Source organism: Curtobacterium sp. MCBA15_004, assembly GCF_001865055.2.
Taxonomy (GTDB): Bacteria; Actinomycetota; Actinomycetes; order Actinomycetales; family Microbacteriaceae; genus Curtobacterium.
The window spans coordinates 1262231-1281018 of sequence record NZ_CP126266.1; the positions used below are offsets into that span (position 1 = coordinate 1262231).

Annotated in this window: 19 protein-coding genes; 16 read left to right on the forward strand and 3 right to left on the reverse strand. The window is 72.8% G+C overall.

Annotated elements, in window-relative coordinates:
• Nucleotides 1–23 precede the first annotated feature (23 nt).
• The 5 genes from recA to dapF all read left to right on the forward strand — a co-directional run bounded on the left by recA (nt 24) and on the right by dapF (nt 5422).
• A complete protein-coding gene (recA, locus tag QOL16_RS05955) occupies nt 24–1085 on the forward strand; it encodes a recombinase RecA (RefSeq protein WP_065959841.1) in 1062 nt (353 codons plus the stop codon).
• Nucleotides 1082–1957 carry a regulatory protein RecX gene (locus tag QOL16_RS05960; protein ID WP_083395093.1) on the forward strand — a complete coding sequence of 292 codons (876 nt, stop codon included), beginning with the start codon at nt 1082–1084 and terminating at the stop codon, nt 1955–1957. The genes recA and QOL16_RS05960 overlap by 4 nt, the downstream gene beginning before the upstream one ends.
• A 141-nt stretch (nt 1958–2098) precedes the next feature.
• Nucleotides 2099–3595: a tRNA (N6-isopentenyl adenosine(37)-C2)-methylthiotransferase MiaB gene (gene miaB, locus QOL16_RS05965; protein WP_071285018.1), complete on the forward strand. Its 1497-nt coding sequence runs from the start codon at nt 2099–2101 to the stop codon at nt 3593–3595.
• Nucleotides 3582–4535 carry a tRNA (adenosine(37)-N6)-dimethylallyltransferase MiaA gene (gene miaA / locus QOL16_RS05970; RefSeq protein WP_175473117.1) on the forward strand — a complete coding sequence of 318 codons (954 nt, stop codon included), beginning with the start codon at nt 3582–3584 and terminating at the stop codon, nt 4533–4535. Before miaB ends, miaA begins: the two co-directional genes overlap by 14 nt.
• Nucleotides 4532–5422 carry a diaminopimelate epimerase gene (gene dapF, locus QOL16_RS05975; RefSeq protein ID WP_071285017.1) on the forward strand — a complete coding sequence of 297 codons (891 nt, stop codon included), beginning with the start codon at nt 4532–4534 and terminating at the stop codon, nt 5420–5422. Before miaA ends, dapF begins: the two co-directional genes overlap by 4 nt.
• 184 nt (nt 5423–5606) lie before the next feature.
• On the opposite strand, the gene QOL16_RS05980 is transcribed toward dapF, so the two are convergent.
• On the reverse strand, nt 5607–6221 hold the full coding sequence (locus QOL16_RS05980) for a class I SAM-dependent methyltransferase (RefSeq protein WP_065959846.1): 615 nt from the start codon (nt 6219–6221) through the stop codon (nt 5607–5609).
• 61 nt (nt 6222–6282) lie between these two features.
• On the opposite strand from QOL16_RS05980, the gene hflX reads away from it, so the two are divergent.
• On the forward strand, nt 6283–7821 hold the full coding sequence (hflX, locus tag QOL16_RS05985) for a GTPase HflX (protein ID WP_071245927.1): 1539 nt from the start codon (nt 6283–6285) through the stop codon (nt 7819–7821).
• A 339-nt stretch (nt 7822–8160) separates the two neighbouring features.
• On the opposite strand, the gene lexA is transcribed toward hflX, so the two are convergent.
• Nucleotides 8161–8805: a transcriptional repressor LexA gene (gene lexA / locus QOL16_RS05990; protein WP_071245900.1), complete on the reverse strand. Its 645-nt coding sequence runs from the start codon at nt 8803–8805 to the stop codon at nt 8161–8163.
• A gap of 236 nt (nt 8806–9041) precedes the next feature.
• On the opposite strand from lexA, the gene QOL16_RS05995 reads away from it, so the two are divergent.
• The 9 genes from QOL16_RS05995 (at nt 9042) to QOL16_RS06035 (ending at nt 16571) form a co-directional block, all read left to right on the forward strand.
• Nucleotides 9042–9419, forward strand: coding sequence for a LysM peptidoglycan-binding domain-containing protein (locus QOL16_RS05995; protein ID WP_065959850.1), 378 nt, complete (start codon nt 9042–9044; stop codon nt 9417–9419).
• A 190-nt stretch (nt 9420–9609) separates the two neighbouring features.
• Nucleotides 9610–10746: a histidinol-phosphate transaminase gene (locus QOL16_RS06000; RefSeq protein WP_071285154.1), complete on the forward strand. Its 1137-nt coding sequence runs from the start codon at nt 9610–9612 to the stop codon at nt 10744–10746.
• A complete protein-coding gene (gene hisB / locus QOL16_RS06005; RefSeq protein WP_065959853.1) occupies nt 10743–11345 on the forward strand; it encodes an imidazoleglycerol-phosphate dehydratase HisB in 603 nt (200 codons plus the stop codon). The genes QOL16_RS06000 and hisB overlap by 4 nt, the downstream gene beginning before the upstream one ends.
• A complete protein-coding gene (gene hisH, locus QOL16_RS06010; protein ID WP_253181533.1) occupies nt 11342–11992 on the forward strand; it encodes an imidazole glycerol phosphate synthase subunit HisH in 651 nt (216 codons plus the stop codon). The genes hisB and hisH overlap by 4 nt, the downstream gene beginning before the upstream one ends.
• 295 nt (nt 11993–12287) lie before the next feature.
• Nucleotides 12288–13034, forward strand: coding sequence for a bifunctional 1-(5-phosphoribosyl)-5-((5-phosphoribosylamino)methylideneamino)imidazole-4-carboxamide isomerase/phosphoribosylanthranilate isomerase PriA (gene priA, locus QOL16_RS06015; RefSeq protein WP_065959937.1), 747 nt, complete (start codon nt 12288–12290; stop codon nt 13032–13034).
• 4 nt (nt 13035–13038) lie between these two features.
• The gene (locus QOL16_RS06020; RefSeq protein ID WP_071245905.1) at nt 13039–13911 is read left to right on the forward strand and encodes an SseB family protein; all 873 of its coding nucleotides are present in this window, start codon (nt 13039–13041) and stop codon (nt 13909–13911) included.
• A 207-nt stretch (nt 13912–14118) separates the two neighbouring features.
• Nucleotides 14119–14997: a ParA family protein gene (locus QOL16_RS06025; protein WP_065959856.1), complete on the forward strand. Its 879-nt coding sequence runs from the start codon at nt 14119–14121 to the stop codon at nt 14995–14997.
• Nucleotides 14981–15832, forward strand: a complete 852-nt coding sequence (locus QOL16_RS06030; protein WP_065959858.1) for a ScpA family protein — start codon at nt 14981–14983, stop codon at nt 15830–15832. Before QOL16_RS06025 ends, QOL16_RS06030 begins: the two co-directional genes overlap by 17 nt.
• Complete coding sequence (locus QOL16_RS06035) at nt 15822–16571, forward strand: SMC-Scp complex subunit ScpB (protein ID WP_083230007.1); 750 nt, start codon at nt 15822–15824, stop codon at nt 16569–16571. Before QOL16_RS06030 ends, QOL16_RS06035 begins: the two co-directional genes overlap by 11 nt.
• Here QOL16_RS06035 and QOL16_RS06040 read toward each other — a convergent pair.
• Entirely contained in the window at nt 16474–17781 is a 1308-nt protein-coding gene (locus QOL16_RS06040; RefSeq protein ID WP_305411615.1) for a hypothetical protein, read from the reverse strand. The genes QOL16_RS06035 and QOL16_RS06040 overlap by 98 nt on opposite strands.
• 159 nt (nt 17782–17940) lie before the next feature.
• Here QOL16_RS06040 and QOL16_RS06045 point away from each other — a divergent pair, with 159 nt between their 5' ends.
• A complete protein-coding gene (locus QOL16_RS06045) occupies nt 17941–18771 on the forward strand; it encodes a pseudouridine synthase (RefSeq protein ID WP_083394138.1) in 831 nt (276 codons plus the stop codon).
• The last annotated feature ends 17 nt before the right edge of the window (nt 18772–18788 follow it).

Consider the following 18788-nt stretch of genomic DNA (forward strand, 5'->3'; position numbering starts at 1 on the left):
CATCGAGCACGAAGGAGCACCCCATGCCATCACCGGCAGACCGCGAGAAGGCCCTGGAGACCGCACTCGCACAGATCGACAGGCAGTTCGGCAAGGGCACGGTCATGCGCCTCGGCTCGGACGACCGGGCACCCGTCGCCACCATCCCCACCGGGTCCGTCGCCCTCGACGTCGCACTCGGCATCGGCGGCCTGCCCCGCGGCCGCATCATCGAGATCTACGGCCCGGAGTCCTCCGGCAAGACGACGCTGACGCTGCACGCCATCGCGAACGCCCAGCGCGCCGGGGGCATCGCAGCCTTCATCGACGCCGAGCACGCGCTCGACCCCGAGTACGCCAAGAAGCTCGGCGTCGACATCGACGCACTCCTCGTGTCGCAGCCCGACACCGGTGAGCAGGCGCTCGAGATCGCGGACATGCTCGTCCGCTCGGGCTCGATCGACCTCATCGTCGTCGACTCCGTCGCGGCGCTCGTGCCCCGCGCCGAGATCGAGGGCGAGATGGGTGACTCGCACGTCGGTCTGCAGGCGCGACTCATGTCGCAGGCGCTCCGCAAGCTCGCGGGTGGCCTGAACCAGACCCAGACCACGATGATCTTCATCAACCAGCTGCGCGAGAAGATCGGTGTGTTCTTCGGCAGCCCCGAGACCACCGCGGGCGGCAAGGCGCTGAAGTTCTACGCCTCGGTGCGCCTCGACATCCGTCGCATCGAGACGCTGAAGAGCGGCACCGACGCCGTCGGCAACCGCACGCGCGTCAAGGTCGTCAAGAACAAGATGGCCCCGCCCTTCAAGCAGGCTGAGTTCGACATCCTGTACGGCACCGGCATCTCCCGCGAGGGCTCGCTGCTCGACTTCGGCGTCGACCACGGCATCGTGAAGAAGTCGGGCGCCTGGTACACGTACGACGGCGACCAGCTCGGGCAGGGCAAGGAGAACTCGCGCTCGTTCCTCATCCAGAACCCGGACATCGCGGCTGACATCGAGGGCAAGATCCTCGTGAAGCTCGGCGTCGGTGGGGCGAAGGAGACGGACGCGAAGGTCGAGCCGATCGCGCCGAAGATCGCGGAGCGCAAGGGCGCGTGACGGACGAGCACGACCACGGCGAGGGTCTCGCACCGGTCACCGACCTGTTCGGTGCGCGGTCCCGCCGTGGTCGCCCTCGCACGGACGACACCGCGGGAGCAGGTGCTGCCGAGGGTGCAGCGGGCGTCGATGACGGACTGTCGGTCGCCGCACAGGACTCCTGGGCGGACGACCGTGACGAGGACGGCGCTCCCGCTCCGGCCGAGTGGCTGTCCCCGGTCGTCGGTGACGGCACCGGGCGCAGCGCCCGTGCCGAGCTCGACGGCTACGACAGCGACACCGCGGACGCGGCCGGCGCGTCGGTCTTCGCCATCCACTCCGGCGAAGCGCTCGACCCGGCGGATGCGCCGCGACCGATCGAGGAACAGCGCGCGGACGCCGAGCGACTGAGCATGCGCGCGCTGGGTCGCAAGGGCGTCAGCGAGTCCGAGATGCGTCAGGTGCTGACCAAGCAGGACCTCGGCCCCGACGTCGTCGAACACGAGGTGGCACGCCTGACGCGCGTCGGTCTGCTCGACGACGTCGCCCTCGCGACCGACCTCGTGGACCGCCTGCACGACCGCAAGGGCCTCGGCCGGCAGGGCGTCGTCGCGGAACTCCGCCGACGGGGCATCGACCAGGCGGCGATCGAAGCCGCGCTCGACGCCGCTGCCGACGACGCGGACGACGAGTTCGTCCGCGCGATCGAGCTCGCCGAGAAGCGCGCCGGGCAGATGCGCGGACTCGACCGGGCGACCGCGGAACGACGACTGAGCGGCTTCCTCATGCGCAAGGGCTACGGCTCGGGCGTGGTGCGGGTCGCGGTGGCCCGGGCGCTCGACGGCGGGCCTCGGCGCCCCTCGCCGGGTGGCGGCGCGGTCCGCTTCGAGTAGCGGCGCGGGGCGGTCCGAGGGGTGGCCGGCGGGGCGCGCCGCTGCATCCCGGTGCATGCGCCCCGACGGCCGGACGGGGTGTGCCTGAGCGCCTCGGACCGGGCCCGGCGGCCGCGCCGTCAGACCTACACTGGGACGATCATGGCCACCGTCGCAGCGCCCACGCGCACCTACGAAGTCCGCACCTACGGGTGCCAGATGAACGTGCACGACTCGGAGCGGCTCAGCGGTTCACTCCAGGCCGCCGGGTACGTCGCGGCGGACGGCGAGCAGGCCGACGTCGTCGTCATCAACACCTGTGCGGTGCGCGAGAACGCGGACAACCGGCTCTACGGCAACCTCGGACAGCTCGCGGGCATCAAGCGGGAGCACCCCGGCATGCAGATCGCCGTCGGCGGGTGCCTGGCGCAGAAGGACAAGAACGTCATCCTCGAGAAGGCGCCCTGGGTGGACGTCGTCTTCGGGACGCACAACATGGGATCCCTGCCGACGCTGCTCGAACGTGCGCGGCACAACGACGAGGCGCAGATCGAGATCCTCGAGGCGCTCGACGTGTTCCCCTCGACCCTGCCGACGAAGCGCGACTCGACGCACAGCGGCTGGGTGTCGATCTCGGTCGGCTGCAACAACACCTGCACGTTCTGCATCGTGCCGTCCCTGCGCGGCAAGGAGAAGGACCGCCGGCCCGGTGACGTCCTCGCCGAGATCCAGGCGCTCGTCGACGACGGCGCGATCGAGGTCACGCTCCTCGGGCAGAACGTCAACTCGTACGGTGTCGAGTTCGGCGACCGCCAGGCCTTCGGCAAGCTGCTGCGAGCGGCCGGTGCGATCGAGGGCCTGGAGCGCGTGCGGTTCACGAGCCCGCACCCGGCCGCCTTCACCGACGACGTGATCGACGCCATGGCCGAGACGCCGAACGTGATGCCGCAGCTGCACATGCCCCTGCAGTCCGGCTCCGACCGGGTGCTCAAGGCGATGCGCCGCAGCTACCGCAGCGAGCGGTTCCTCGGCATCCTCGACCGGGTGCGCGCGAAGATCCCGCACGCCGCGATCTCGACCGACATCATCGTGGGCTTCCCCGGCGAGACCGAGGAGGACTTCCAGGACACCCTCCGCGTCGTCGAGCAGTCCCGGTTCGCCTCGGCGTTCACGTTCCAGTACTCGATCCGACCCGGGACACCGGCCGCGACGATGGACGAGCAACTGCCGAAGGCCGTCGTGCAGGAGCGGTACGAGCGACTCGTCGCGCTGCAGGACCGGATCACCGCCGAGGAGCACGCGAAGCAGGTCGGCCGCACGGTCGAGGTGCTCGTCGCCACCGGTGAGGGCAAGAAGGACGACGCCACACACCGGCTGTCCGGCCGCGCCGAGGACTCCCGCCTCGTGCACTTCGCGGTGCCGCAGGGCTCCGAGGTGCCGCGTCCGGGCGACGTCGTCACGGTCGAGGTCACCCGGGCCGCGCCGCACTTCCTCATCGCCGACGGCGAGGCACCGCTCCGCATCCGCCGCACGCGCGCCGGCGACGCGTGGGACCGCGCCCAGGCGGAGAGCTGCGGGGTCCCCGCTGCGCCGGCCCCCGTCGGGAACGGCCCGCGTCCCGTCTCGCTCGGCCTGCCCACGCTCCGTGTCGGACGCTGAGCCCGCGACCCACGCCGCTGCCGTCGACCTGATCGCCGTCGTCGGCGCGACGGGGACCGGGAAGTCCGAGTTCGCGCTCGCGGTCGCCGAGCAGCTCGCGCGGTCCGGTCGCGCGGCGGAGATCGTCAACGCCGACGCCATGCAGCTGTACCGCGGCATGGACATCGGGACCGCCAAGCTCGACGTCGCGGAACGGCGGGGTGTCCCGCACCACCAGCTCGACGTGCTCGACGTCACCGACGAGGCCAGTGTCGCGGCCTACCAGCAGGAGGCCCGCGCCGACGTCGAGCGGATCACGGCGTCGGGGTCCGTGGCGCTCCTCGTCGGCGGCAGCGGGCTCTACGTGTCGTCGGTGCTGTTCGACCTCGCGTTCCCGGGCACGGACCCCGAGCTGCGCGCACAGCTCGAGCGCGAGCACGCCGAGCTCGGACCGGGCGTGCTCGTCGAACGGCTGCGCGCCCTCGACCCCGCGGCCGCAGCCGACGTCGACCAGCGCAACCCGCGGCGGTTGATCCGGGCACTCGAGATCGCGAGCCGGTCCGAGGTCGTGACCCCGCGCCTCCCGTCCGCGCCCCGCGCCTGGCGACCCGCCCGCGTCCTGCACCTGCACCGCGAACGGACCGCCCTCGTCGAGTCGCTGCACGCGCGCGCAGCGCGCATGTTCGACCGGGGGCTCGTCGACGAGGTGGCCGGCCTGCGAGCGCGGGGACTCGAGCAGGGCCGGACCGCCCGGGCCGCGATCGGCTACTCGCAGGCGCTCGACGTGCTCCACGGGCGGGCGACCGTCGACGAGGCCGTCGAGGCGACCGCAGTCGCGACCCGCAAGTACGCGCGGCGACAGGTGTCCTGGTTCAAGCGCTACGCCGACGCCGCGGTGCTCGACGTCACCGGGGCCGACGTCGCGGGGCTGCAGGAGGCGGCCCGTAGGATCGTCCCGTGACCGAGCTGCACTTCACCAAGGGCCAGGGGACCGGCAACGACTTCGTCCTGTTCGCCGACCCCGACGCGACGGTCGACCTGACCCCCGAGCGCGTCCGCGCCATCGCCGACCGCCGGTTCGGTGTCGGCGGCGACGGCGTCATCCGCGCGGTCCGCTCCGAGGCGCTGCCCGAGGGACGTCCGCTGCTCGCCGTCGCACCCGAGGCGACGTGGTTCATGGACTACCACAACGCCGACGGCTCGATCGCGGAGATGTGCGGCAACGGCATCCGGGTGTTCGCGCGGTACCTCACGGAGTCCGGGCTCGTCGACCTGGCGCCCGGCGAGACGCTGACCGTCGGCAGCCGGAAGGGGCTCGTCGACGTCCAGCGCACCACGAACGGCTTCTCGGCCGACCTCGGGCGGTGGGGCCTCGGCATCGAGGGCGGCGGTGCGAACGACGTGCTGGTCCGTGCCAGGGAGCTCGACGGCGCACGACCGGGCCTGGGGATCGACGTCGGCAACCCGCACGTCGTCGTCGCGGTCGCCACCGATGACGAACTGTCCGGTCTCGACCTGACCTACATCCCGGTCCTCGACCCCGCACCGGCAGCCGGGGCGAACGTCGAGTTCGTCCTGCCCGGCGACCCGCTCGTCAAGGACGGCGTCGGTGAGATCACCATGCGCGTGCACGAGCGGGGGAGCGGCGAGACGCTGTCCTGCGGGACCGGGGCGGTCGCCGCCGCCCTGGCGACGCGGTACTGGGCCGGACCGTCCGCGCCGGACACCTGGCGCGTGCGCGTCCCCGGTGGCGTCGTCACCGTGCGGATGTTCGCGGCCGAGGACGGCGAGCACGTGGCGCTCGCGGGGCCGGCGGAGCTGGTGTTCTCGGGGGACCTGACCGTCTGAACGGCGGGCATCCCGCCGGACGGTCGCGATCGGGCATCCCGCCGGTCGGGCATCCCGCCGGTCGGGCATCCCGCCGGTCGGGTATCCCGCCGGTCGGGTATCCCGCCGGTCGGGTATCCCGCCGGTCGGGTATCCCGCCGGCCGGGCATCCCGCCGGTCGGGCGGCTGGGCGGTCGGCGGCCCGCTACTCGGCGGCGCGGTGCACCCGGATGACGCGGAACCCCTTGGCCGTCGACGCCCGGCTGACCACGAACGCGCCGCCGAGCGTGTCCGCGAGCCACTTCTGCAGTGAGTCGCCACCGAGGTCCTTCGACACGACGAGCCAGGCGTCACCGCCCACCTCGAGCCGCGGCAACCACGTCGTGAGGATGGTGTGCAGTTCGTCCTTGCCGACGCGGATGGGCGGGTTGGACCAGATCGTGCGGAAGCGGAGGTCGGCGGGGACGTCGTCGGGGAGGGCGACGGTGACGTTCTCGGTCCCCGCGGTCTGCGCGTTGGCGCGGGCGAGTCCGAGCACGCGCTCGTTCACGTCGACGCCCCAGACCTGGGCGTCCGGCGATTCGAGCGCCATCGTGATCGCGATCGGGCCCCAGCCGCAGCCGACGTCGAGGAGGGCGCCCTCGGTCGCGGGCGGTGGCACGGCGCCGAGCAGGACGCGGGTGCCGCGGTCGATCCCGTCGGGGCTGAAGACGCCCGCTGCGGTGCTCAGGGTGAGGTCGCGACCGGCGAGCGTGACGTGCACCTGGCGTTGACGCTCCTCCGACGACGGGTTCGCGGAGAAGTAGTGGTCGTTCGCCATGGAAGAACCGTACCGGCCCACCCGTGTGTCCCGGGCGTGGCGGCGGTACCCTGTGGAGAAGATGACGGAAACGAACATGAACGACGGACGGTCCGACGACAGCGCCGAGGGTGTCGTCGAGCGGGTCCTCCGCAACGCGGACTCCCGGGCCTCCTCGGCGATCTTCGCCCCGGCCCAGGCGATCCAGACGCGCTCGGTCGACGACCACGGCTGGACCGGCGACGGCGACCAGTACGACCGTGAGGACCGGGCCGCCCTGCGCCGGGTCGCCGGTCTCTCCACCGAACTCGAGGACGTCACCGAGGTCGAGTACCGGCAACTCCGGCTCGAGCAGGTCGTCCTCATCGGCGTGTACCCGCAGGGCGATGCGCAGGACGCCGAGAACTCGCTCCGTGAGCTCGCGGCGCTGGCCGAGACGGCCGGTGCGGTGGTGCTCGACGGGCTGCTGCAGCGACGACCCACGCCCGACCCCTCGACCTACCTGGGGAAGGGCAAGGCCGCCGAGCTCGCGATGGTCGTCAAGGCCACCGGCGCCGACACGGTCATCGCGGACACGGAGCTCGCGCCCTCGCAGCGTCGTGCGCTCGAGGACGTCGTGAAGGTCAAGGTGATCGACCGCACGGCCGTGATCCTCGACATCTTCAGCCAGCACGCCTCCACCCGCGAGGGCAAGGCGCAGGTCGAGCTCGCACAGCTCCAGTACCTGCTGCCGCGTCTGCGCGGTTGGGGTGAGTCGATGTCCCGGCAGGCCGGTGGTCAGGTCTCCGGCGGTGCGGGCATGGGTTCCCGTGGTCCCGGTGAGACGAAGATGGAGCTCGACCGCCGGAAGATCCACACCCGGATGGCCAAGCTCCGTCGGCAGATCGCCGGGTTCACCCCGGCGCGTGAGGCCAAGCGTGCCGACCGCGCCCGCAACGAGGTGCCGAGCGTCGCGATCGCGGGCTACACGAACGCCGGCAAGTCCTCGCTGCTGAACCGGCTGACGAGCGCGGGCGTGCTGGTGCAGAACCAGCTGTTCGCGACGCTGGACGCCACGGTCCGCCGGACCGAGAGCACGAAGGGCCGCGAGTTCACGTTCGTCGACACCGTCGGGTTCGTGCGCAACCTGCCGCACCAGCTGGTGGAGGCGTTCCGGTCCACCCTCGAGGAGGTCGGCCAGGCCGACGTCATCGTGCACGTCGTCGACGGCTCGCACCCTGACCCCGCGGCCCAGCTCGCGACGGTCCGGGAGGTCATCGGCGACGTGGGCGCCCGGGACATCCCCGAGGTGGTCGCGTTCAACAAGGCCGACCTGATCGACGAGTCGCAGCGGCTCGTCCTGGTCGGGCTCGTCCCGGACGCGGTGTTCGTCTCGGCGCGCACCGGCGAGGGCGTCCCCGAGCTGCTCGCCGCGATCGAGGAGCGACTGCCCGAACCGGACGTCGACCTCACCGTGGTGATCCCGTACGACCGCGGCGACCTGGTGTCGTCGCTGCACGACTCCGGCGCGGTCGAGTCGACGGAGTACGTCGAGGACGGCACACGTCTGCGGGTGCGCGTCTTCCAGCGCCAGGTCGCGGAGCTCGACCCCTACGTGGTCGCGCCGGTCGCGGCCGGCTAGGACCGGACCAGAGGACGGACGGGAGGCGCGGTGCCGGCTGGCACCGCGCCTCCCGTCCGTCCGTCGTCGCGTCGGACGCGAGCCGGCCAGGTCGCGTCGGTCCGGCGTGGCGCGGCCGCTCCGCGTGCTTGCACCGCTGCGCGGCGCACGCTGCGCGCACGCTGCGCGGCGCACGCTCGTCGCACGAGAGGCGAGCGCGCCGCACAACGAGAGGCACGTCGCACCACGTGATCACGTGGCGCGACGTGCCTCTCGTTGTGCGGCGGTACCGCGAGCCGCGCGCAGACCGCCGCGGCCGCCCACGGCGGTCCGCGACCGCGATCGCCTGCGGCGACGCGGCTAGATGGAGCGGAGGACCGCGACGACCTTGCCGAGCACGGTCGCGGCGTCGCCGAGGATCGGCTCGAACGCCGAGTTCCGCGGGAGCAACCACGTGTGCCCGTCGCGCTGGCGGAAGACCTTGACGGTCGCTTCCTCGTCGAGCATCGCGGCGACGATGTCCCCGTTGTCCGCGGTCTGCTGCGAGCGGACGACCACCCAGTCGCCGTCGCAGATCGCGGCGTCGATCATGGACTCGCCGACGACCTTGAGCATGAACAGGTCACCGGTCCCGACGAGCTGCCGGGGGAGCGGTACGAGTTCGTCGACGTGCTGCTCGGCGGTGATCGGGACGCCGGCGGCGATGCGGCCGACGAGCGGCACGAGGGTCGTCGCGTCGACGTCCGGCGTGTCGACGTCGGGCGTGGGCTCGTCGACCAAGACCTCGAGCGCGCGGGGGCGGTTCGGGTCGCGGCGGATCCAGCCGCCGAGCTCGAGCTGGCCGAGCTGGTGGGAGACGCTCGAGAGGGAGGACAGGCCGGCCGCGTCGCCGATCTCGCGCATGCTCGGCGGGTAGCCCCGGTTCGCCACCGACGCACGGATCGCGTCGAGGATCGCCTGCTGCTTCGCCGTCAGCGGCTTCTGGCTCCGCAGTTCGTCCGCCACGTCGTCTCGCCCTTCGTCGGTGCCGGAGCCGGTCGGCGGGAATGTCGGTGGTCCCCGCTTGACTCGTCCCAGTCGATCGAAACAGTATCCGACCGCTCCAGGCCGGACAAACACCTGTTCGAGCGTGTCGGCAGAAAATCCCGCAGAAATCTCTCCCTGGGACTTGTGCGGGCGCCGGTTCGAAACTATGTTCGGTACACGACTTCGGTCCACCCGAACGGGAAGGCAAGAACGACATGAGCACCATCGCCATCGCTGACCACCAGCGCTCCGCGACGACCGCCGTCCGTACGCGCCTGCGTCTCACGCGCCGCGGACGCATCGTCTTCACGACCCTCGCCGCGATCCCCCTGTTCGCCGCAGTGGCCGTGGCCGTCCTCAACGGTGGACAGGCCTCCGCCGGTGACGCCTCGCGCGCCGGGTCGACGGTCCACTTCGCGACCGTCACCGTGCAGCCGGGGGAGACCCTGTGGCAGCTCGCCGAGGAGACAGCGCCGCAGGCAGACCCCCGCGACTTCGTGCAGGACGTCGTCAGCCTGAACGCGCTCGACGGGTCGTCGCTGCAGGCGGGCGAGCAGATCGCCATCCCGGCGAAGTACACCCACGGCGACTGAGGCCGAACGAGGGCCCGCGGGCTGCTCGACCGCCTGTGTGCGGCACAGTCGGCAGCGGCCCAGTCGCGTGCGGCACGGTTGCGAGACGCTCGACCGGTTGGCCTGACTAGTAGGCAGGACAGGCAAGCGCAGGCCGCTCGACGGTGGCGTGACCGGTCGCCCGTCAGTCACCGTCCGGACGGCCTGGGGCATGCAGCCCCCGTCGGCCTACGATGGATCGGTGGCAACCTCGTTCGACGACCTCCCCATCCGCGACGACCTCCGCGGGCAGAGCCCGTACGGCGCTCCTCAGAAGCACGTGCGTGTGCAGCTCAACGTCAACGAGAACACGCATCCCGTGCCGCAGGACGTCGCCGACGACATCGTCGCCTCCATCCGGCAGGCGCTGACCACGGTCAACCGGTACCCCGACCGCGAGTTCACGGAGCTCCGCGAGTCCCTGGCCGCGTACCTCGGCCACGGACTCACCGCGGAGCAGCTGTGGGCAGCGAACGGCTCGAACGAGGTCCTGCAGCAGCTCCTGCAGGCGTTCGGGGGCCCGGGTCGCTCGGTGCTCGGCTTCCCGCCCACCTACTCGATGCACTCGATCCTCGCGGCCGGCACCGGGACGACCTGGATCCCGGCGGAGCGTGACGACGAGTTCCGGATCTCGCCGGAGACCGTCGTCGCGGCGATCCGGGAGCACCAGCCCGACATCGTGTTCCTCTGCGGGCCGAACAACCCGACCGGGACCCCGCTGTCGATCGACACGATCCGTGCCGCCTACGACGCGACCGACGGCATCGTGATGGTCGACGAGGCGTACGCCGAGTTCATGCCCGTCGACGCGCCGAGCGCCGTGACCCTCCTGCCGGGACGCGAGCGCCTCGTGGTCTCCCGGACGATGAGCAAGGCGTTCGCCTTCGCGGGCGCCCGCGTCGGGTACATGGCCGCCGACCCCGCCGTGGTCGACGCGGTCCGGCTCGTCCGCCTGCCGTACCACCTGTCCGCCCTGACGCAGGCTGCCGCCGTCGCCGCGCTCCGCCACGCCCCGGAGATGCTCGCGATGGTCGACGACATCAAGGAGCAGCGCGACCGCATGGTGACCGAACTGGCCGCGATGGGCTACCGCACCTACGAGACGTGGTCGAACTTCGTGTTGTTCGGTGGCGTCGCCGATCCGAACGCGGCGTTCGAGGCCCTGCTCGAGCAGGACGTCATCGTCCGGGACCTCGGGATCCCGAACCACCTGCGGGTGAGCGCCGGTACCGAGGAGGAGACCACCGCGTTCCTCGAGGCCATGCGCCGCGTCGCCGTCGACCAGCCCCCGGTTAGGGTTGCAGCATGACCGCCCGTACCGCCGCCATCAGCCGGAGCACGAGCGAGTCGAGCATCGAGCTGTCGCTCGACCTGGACGGCACCGGCTCGTCCGACGTCTCGACGAGCGTGCCCTTCTTCGACCACATGCTCACGGCGTTCAGCAAGCACTCGCTGATCGACCTCCGCGTCCGGTCGACGGGTGACACCGACATCGACGTGCACCACACGGTCGAGGACACCGGCATCGTGCTGGGGCAGGCGATCAAGCAGGCCCTCGGCGACCGGTCCGGCATCGGCCGGTACGGTGACGCCCTCGTGCCGCTCGACGAGGCGCTCGCGCAGGCGGTCGTCGACGTGTCCGGCCGCCCGTACCTCGTGCACACCGGAGAGCCCGAGGGCTTCGCGTTCCACCGGATCGGCGGGCACTTCACCGGCTCGATGGTCCGCCACGTCTTCGAGGCGATCACGGTCAACGCGGGCATCACCGTGCACGTCCGGGTGCTCGGCGGTCGCGACCCGCACCACATCGCCGAGGCCGAGTTCAAGGCGTTCGCCCGGGCGATGCGTCGCGCGGTCGAGCTCGACCCCCGCGTCGACGGCATCCCGTCCACCAAGGGAGCACTGTGACCGAGCTGCTGACCGGCGCGAAGCCGGACGTCGTCGTCCTCGACTACGGGTCCGGCAACGTCCACTCGGCCGCCAAGGCACTCGAGCGCGCCGGGGCGAACGTCACCCTCACGGCCGACAAGCAGGCCGCGCTGCGCGCGGACGGTCTCCTGGTCCCCGGCGTCGGCGCGTTCGCCGCGGTCGTCGACCAGCTCGAGGGGGTGCGCGGCGGCGAGATCGTCGACCACCGCCTGGCCGGCGGACGCCCGGTGCTCGGCATCTGCGTCGGCATGCAGGTGATGTTCGCGCGCGGGATCGAGCGCGGGGTCGACGTCGAGGGCCTCGGACAGTGGCCGGGCACGGTCGAGCAGATCGAGGCCGACGTCCTGCCGCACATGGGGTGGAACACGGTCGAGGCCCCGGCCGACTCGGTGCTCTTCGACGGCCTGCACGACGAGCGGTTCTACTTCGTGCACTCGTACGGTGTCACGGACTTCCCGCTCGATGCCTACGGTCCCTTCCGTGCGCCGGGCCTGACCTGGGCCGAGCACGGGCAGCGGTTCGTCGCGGCGGTCGAGAACGGCCCCCTCACGGCGACGCAGTTCCACCCCGAGAAGTCGGGCGAGCCGGGCATCCGGCTCCTCCGGAACTGGGTGCAGTCGCTCTGATGCCCCGGCTCGGCGCCGCGTCGGCTCGGCACGAGCCGGCGCCGGGACCGGGACCGCTCCCGCCGCGTGTCCGCCGACCAGCCCCGCAGCGCCGCGCGACCACGCGCAGCGGACGGTGACCAACCGCCCACGCGACCGCCGCGACGAGCGCGACCCGCGCCTCCAGACCGACACCAGCCCGACCGCCGCGACCAGCACGACCGCCGCGACCAGCCCGACCGCCGCGACCAGCCCGACCAGCACGACCACCGCGACCACAGCCACCGACCCCCACCGCACCGGAGCCGACAGGACCATGACCGACCTCACCGCGACCCCGCCCCTCGTCCTGCTCCCCGCCGTCGACGTCGTCGACGGCCAGGCCGTCCGCCTCACGCAGGGCGAGGCCGGCAGCGAGACGTCGTACGGCGACCCGGTCGCCGCCGCCCGCACCTGGCGCGACCAGGGCGCGGAGTGGATCCACCTCGTCGACCTCGACGCGGCGTTCGGCCGTGGCGACAACCGCCGCCTGATCGCGAAGGCGGTCCGCGAGGTCGAGGGCGTGTCGGTCGAGCTCTCCGGCGGGATCCGCGACGACGCCTCGCTCGAGGCGGCCCTCGCGACCGGGGCGGCCCGGGTGAACCTCGGCACCGCGGCGCTCGAGGACCCGGCGTGGGCGGCCCGGGTGATCGGTGAGTACGGCGACCAGATCGCGGTCGGCCTCGACGTCCGCGGCACGACGCTCGCGAGCCGCGGCTGGACCGAGGACGCCGGTGACCTGTGGGAGGTGCTCGACCGCCTCGAGGCCGCCGGCTGCTCGCGCTACGTCGTGACCGACGTCACGAAGGACGGCACGCTCCAGGGCCCGAACGTCGACCTGCTGCGCGAGGTCTGCGACCGGACCGACCAGCCCGTCGTGGCCTCGGGTGGCATCTCGACGCTCGACGACCTCCGTGCGCTGCGCGAGCTCGTGCCGCACGGCCTCGAGGGTGCCATCATCGGCAAGGCGCTCTACTCGGGCGCGTTCACCCTGCCGGCCGCCCTCGACGTCGCCGGGGAGTAACGCCGTGGCGGGTATCTCGAACGGCCGCGGCACCGGACCCGACGCCGGCGCGGACGCATCGGGGACCGCCGCCGGCGCGGACGCACCGGGGGCCGCCGCACCGGACGACGCGCACACGCCCGGTGGTGCCGGCGACTCGGCCGGGAACCCGTGGGCCGGTCGGACGTTCGACCACCACGACGAGGCCTACGCCGACGACGACGGCCTGGCCGACCCCGCCGTGGTCGCCGCGGTCCTCGCGTTGCAGCAGGGCGCGTCGCAGCGGGGCGTGGTGGACGCGCTCCGCTCGGCCCGGCTGCTCATCCCGCTCGTCGCGCAGGCCGGCGACGTCGGGCACACGCCCGACGGTCGGCTCGTCGACAAGACCCAGGAGCTGTCGATCGTCACGGTCGCCGGTCCCGACGGCCGCAGCGTCATGCCGGCGTTCACCTCGGCCGAGGCGATGCGGTCCTGGGACCCCGCCGCCCGTCCGGTGCCCGCGGACTCGCGGCGCGTGGCGATGGCCGCGGCGAGCGAGGAGACGCAGCTCGTCGTGCTCGACCCGACCGCGCCGACCGAGTTCGTGCTCCGCCGGCCGGCCGTGTGGGCGATCGGGCAGGACCTGCCGTGGACGCCCTGCTTCGAGGACCCGGAGGTCGCGCAGGCGTTCGCGGACTCGATCGTCGGCGAGGACGCCGTCGCCCGTGTCGAGCTGTCGCCGGGGGACCCGCTCGGCCGGTTCGCGGGTGCCGAACTGACGGTCGGGCTCGCGCTGCGGCCGGGGCTCGACCAGACGGCGGTGCAGCAGCTCGTCGGCCGGCTGCAGGAGCGTTGGACGGCGGACGCCGTCATCGCCGACCGGGTGGACAGCATGCGGGTGGCCCTCCGCCCTGCCTGACGGCCGGCGCGGGTCGCCTCCGGTGGACGGCTCGCCCGACCGTCGGCGCGGGTCGCCTCCGGTGGACGGCTCGCCTGACCGCCGGCCGGGAGGCGCGGGTCGTCCCCGGCGGACCGGCTCTGGTCGGCAGGTGGTGCCGTCCGGTGCGCGTGCGGAAGCCCCGGCGGTGCGCCCGGCGCGGTGCCGGGTCGCCGGTACCATGACGGGGTGAGCACGAACCCGACGACCAGGCCCGGAACCGGCGATCCCGCGGTCGGCCCCACCGGCCGTCCCCGGCGCGAGTTCCCGGTGCCCGAGGAACTCGACGGCCACGGCCCGGCTCGCATCATCGCGCTGTGCAACCAGAAGGGCGGCGTCGGCAAGACCACGACGTCGATCAACCTCGGTGCGGCGCTCGCGGAGTACGGCCGCCGCGTCCTCGCCGTGGACTTCGACCCGCAGGGCGCGCTCTCCGCGGGGCTCGGGGTCCGGACCCACGACATCCCGACGGTCTACGACCTGCTGATGGGTTCCGTGAAGGACCCGAACCAGATCATCCAGCCGACGAACACGCCGGGGCTCGACGTCATCCCGGCCAACATCGACCTGTCCGCGGCCGAGGTGCACCTGGTCAACGAGGTCGCCCGCGAGCAGATCCTGGCGAGCGTCCTCCGCAAGGTCTCGAACGACTACGACCTGATCCTCGTCGACTGCCAGCCCTCGCTCGGGCTCCTCACCGTGAACGCCCTGACCGCGGCGCACGGTGTGCTCATCCCGCTCGAGTGCGAGTTCTTCGCGCTGCGCGGTGTGGCGCTGCTCATCGAGACGATCGACAAGGTGCGCGACCGGCTCAACCCGGCGCTCCGGCTCGACGGCATCCTCGCCACCATGTACGACTCGCGCACACTGCACTCGCGCGAGGTCATGGAGCGCGTCGTCGAGACCTTCGACGACCGCGTGCTCGACACGGTCATCAACCGCACCGTGAAGTTCCCGGACGCCACGGTGTCGGCGCGCCCGATCACCCAGACCGCGCCGGACCACGCCGCCGCGCACGCGTACCGGCAGTTGGCGCGGGAGCTCGTCCAGCGTGGCGCCGTCGCCTGACGCCGCCTCTGCTCGGTCGGCCGACGCGCCGGCCGGCACCACGACGGCGCCCGGTTTCCGGGTGCGGCTGCGCAACTTCGACGGACCGTTCGACCTGCTGCTGTCGCTCATCACGAAGCACGAGCTCGACATCACCGAGGTGTCGCTCGGCGCCGTGACGGGGGAGTTCATCGCCTACGTGCGCCAGGCGGAGTCGGCGGACGAGCTCGACGAGGCCAGCGAGTTCCTCGTCGTGGCCGCGACCCTGCTCGACCTGAAGATCGCCGGCCTCCTGCCGCAGGGCGAACTCGTCGACGCCGAGGACGTCGCCCTGTTGGAGGCCCGCGACCTGCTGTTCGCACGACTGCTGCAGTACCGGGCGTTCAAGCAGGCGGCCGAGTGGTTCGGCGAGCGGTGGCTGACCGAGTCCCGCCGTCACGTCCGCCGAGTGCGCCTGGAGGAACGGTTCCGCGCGCGGACGCCCGAGCTCGTGTGGACCCTGTCGGTGCAGGACTTCGCCGCGATCGCCACGCTCGCCTTCGCGCCGCGTGAGCTGCCGACCGTCGGGCTCGACCACCTGCACGCACCGCTCGTCAGCATCCGTGAGCAGGCCGCCATCGTCGTGTCGATCCTGCGGACGCGCGCCGACGAGGACGTCCCGTTCCGCGAACTGGTCGCGGGCGTCTCGGAGACGGGTATCGTGGTGGCTCGCTTCCTGGCGATCCTGGAGCTGTACCGGAACGCGTCGATCTCGTTCGAGCAGTTCGAACCGCTGGGGGAGCTGACACTCCGGTGGACCGCCGAGGACTGGTCCGACGAGAGCCTCGCCGACCTGGGAGCCGACTATGACGGATGACGCCGTGCCGCACGACGCGGCTGCCGTCGCGCGCCACGGCGGCGCCGGTGCCGAACCCGGGGGAGCGGACGAGGTCGCCGACGCCGCCGCGATCGAGCACGAGCTGCGCGCGGGGGCCGATGCCGCACCCGAGCCGGACCCCGACGAGGGCCGTCGTGCGCCCGTCGACGTCCCCGTCGACCGGCAACTCGAGGCGATCCTGATGATCGCCGACGAGCCGCAGTCGCCCGTCGCCCTCGCGGCCGCGGTCGGCGCACCGGTCCCGGTCGTGCGCCAGGCCCTCGAACGGCTCGTCGCCGACTTCGACGGCGTCGCCGGCACCGTCCGACGTGGCTTCGAGCTGCGCGAGGTCGGCGGTGGCTGGCGCTTCTACGTGCGCGAGGAGCTCGACGCCGTCGTGGAGCAGTTCGTCGAGGCGGAGCGCCCGGCGCGGCTGTCCCAGGCGGCGCTCGAGACCCTGGCCGTCGTGGCCTACAAGCAACCGATCACCCGGTCACAGATCGCCTCGATCCGGGCCGTGAACGTGGACGGCGTGGTCCGCACGCTCGTCGCGCGCGGCCTCATCGAGGAGTCGTTCACCGACGCCGAGACCGGCGCGATCAACTACATCACGTCCGGGCTGCTGCTCCAGCAGCTCGGAATCAACTCGCTCGACGAGCTGCCGCTGATCTCTCCACTCCTGGAGGACGGAACGGGCGGCTTCGGGCAGGACGAAGGGATCCCCGATGGCCGCGTTTGAGGACGGACGACGAGGTGGGCCGCGCGGCGGCTCCGCAGGACGGTCGGGAGGCGCGCCCCGCGACCGCGACGGCGGCTCCGGTCGGTCGGGTGGCCGGCCCGGTGACGACCGTGGCGGGTACCGCGGACGCGACGAGCGTCCGTCCGGTGGCGACCGTGGTGGGTACCAGGGTCGCGACGACCGCTCCGGCGGGGGCTACCGCGGTCGTGACGAGCGTCCCGCCGGTGGTGGCTACCGGGGTCGTGACGAGCGTCCCGCCGGTGGCGGGTACCGGGGTCGTGATGAGCGTCCCGCCGGTGGCGGGTACCGCGGCCGTGATGAGCGTCCCGCCGGTGGCGGGTACCGCGGTCGTGACGAGCGTCCGTCCGGTGGTGACCGTGGTGGGTACCAGGGTCGTGACGACCGCTCCGGTGGCGGCTACCGCGGGCGCGACGAGCGTCCCGCCGGAGGTGGGTACCAGGGCCGCGACGACCGCTCCGGCGGTGGGTACCGCGGACGTGACGAGCGTCCGGCCGGTGGTGGCTACCGGGGTCGTGACGACCGTTCCGGTGGCGACCGTGGTGGGTACCAGGGTCGTGACGACCGCTCCGGCGGTGGGTACCGCGGACGTGACGAGCGTCCGGCCGGTGGTGGCTACCGGGGTCGGGACGAGCGTCCGTCCGGTGGTGACCGTGGTGGGTACCAGGGTCGGGACGACCGTTCCGGTGGCGGCTACCGCGGCCGTGACGAGCGTCCGGCCGGTGGTGGCTACCAGGGTCGGGACGACCGGTCCGGTGGTGGCTACCGGGGTCGTGACGAGCGTCCTGCCGGCGGCGGCTCCCGCGGCCGTGACGACCGTGCCGGCGGCGGCGGCGGCGACCGCGGTCGCTTCGTCGGCCGTGAGGACGACCGACGCGGTGGTGACCGTGGTGGCTTCGTGCGCCGCGAGGACGACCGTGGCGGGTACCGGGGTCGTGACGACCGTTCCGGTGGCGGTGACCGTGGTGGGTACCGGGGTCGGGACGACCGTTCCGGCGGCGGTGACCGTGGTGGGTACCGCGGCCGTGACGAGCGTTCCGGTGGCGGTGACCGTGGTGGGTACCGCGGCCGTGACGACCGCGGCGGCGACCGTCGCCCCACGGGCGGCCGCGACGACCGTCGTGACGACCGCCGGGACCCGGCCCGCGAGGACCGTCGCACGCCCGACGGGCGCCCCAGCACGGTCTGGCACAACGGCCGCCGGTACGTCGGCGGCACCACGACGGCGCGCAACGGCGACCGCCAGGGCGCCTCGGCGCAGCGCGACACCGCCCGCCGCACGACGCCGCGCCCGGAGGGCGCCCGCGACGAGCACGGACTGCCGGTCGAGGGCACGCCCGAGCGGCCGCTGATCCCGGACTGGGACGCGTCCGAGGCGACGTCGACCGCCGGGGGCGAGGCGAGCCTCCAGGCCGACGGTGAGCGCCTGCAGAAGGTGATCGCCGCTGCGGGCGTGGCGTCCCGACGCGTCGCGGAGAACCTGATCGTCGAGGGCCGCGTGACGGTCAACGGCGAGGTCGTGGACGCGCTCGGTCGCCGGGTCGACCCGGCAACCGACGAGATCGCCGTCGACGGTCTGCCGGTGCAGATCGACTCCTCGCGACGGTACGTGCTCCTCAACAAGCCGACCGGCATGGTGTCGAGCCTGCAGGACGAGCGCGGCCGACGCGACCTGTCCGAGTACGTCGACCGCTACGAGGAGCGCCTGTTCAACGTGGGCCGCCTCGATGCCGAGACGTCGGGCCTCCTGCTGCTGACGAACGACGGCGACCTGGCACACGTGCTCGCCCACCCGTCGTTCGGCGTCGCCAAGACCTACATCGCGAAGGTGCACGGCAACGTGAACCCTGCCGTCGTGCAGCGGCTGCTCGAGGGCGTCGACCTCGAGGACGGGCCGATCGCGGCGGACAAGGTGCGGCTCATCGAGTCGTCCCGCGGCGAGTCCCTGGTCGAGGTCACGCTGCACTCGGGCCGCAACCGGATCGTCCGGCGCATGTTCGAGGCGGTCGACCACCCGGTCATCGAGCTCGTCCGGCGGTCGTTCGGTCCGCTCCAGCTCGGGTCGCTGCCGATCGGCAAGACGCGCGAGCTCTCCAAGGTCGAGCTCGGGGGACTGCTCCGCATGGCCCGCGAGGCGAAGGGGACGGCGCAGGACGACGCGGACGAGGAGTCGACGGACTGACGCTCGGTAGGCTGGCG

Coding starts and splice junctions, on each gene's coding strand:
- recA (WP_065959841.1), top strand. CDS start 24: ATGCCATCACCGGCAGACCGCGAGAAGGCCCTGGAGACCGCACTCGCA.
- miaB (WP_071285018.1), top strand. CDS start 2,099: ATGGCCACCGTCGCAGCGCCCACGCGCACCTACGAAGTCCGCACCTAC.
- QOL16_RS05980 (WP_065959846.1), bottom strand. CDS start 6,221: ATGGCGAACGACCACTACTTCTCCGCGAACCCGTCGTCGGAGGAGCGT.
- hflX (WP_071245927.1), top strand. CDS start 6,283: ATGACGGAAACGAACATGAACGACGGACGGTCCGACGACAGCGCCGAG.
- QOL16_RS05995 (WP_065959850.1), top strand. CDS start 9,042: ATGAGCACCATCGCCATCGCTGACCACCAGCGCTCCGCGACGACCGCC.
- QOL16_RS06000 (WP_071285154.1), top strand. CDS start 9,610: ATGCAGCCCCCGTCGGCCTACGATGGATCGGTGGCAACCTCGTTCGAC.
- hisB (WP_065959853.1), top strand. CDS start 10,743: ATGACCGCCCGTACCGCCGCCATCAGCCGGAGCACGAGCGAGTCGAGC.
- priA (WP_065959937.1), top strand. CDS start 12,288: ATGACCGACCTCACCGCGACCCCGCCCCTCGTCCTGCTCCCCGCCGTC.
- QOL16_RS06035 (WP_083230007.1), top strand. CDS start 15,822: ATGACGGATGACGCCGTGCCGCACGACGCGGCTGCCGTCGCGCGCCAC.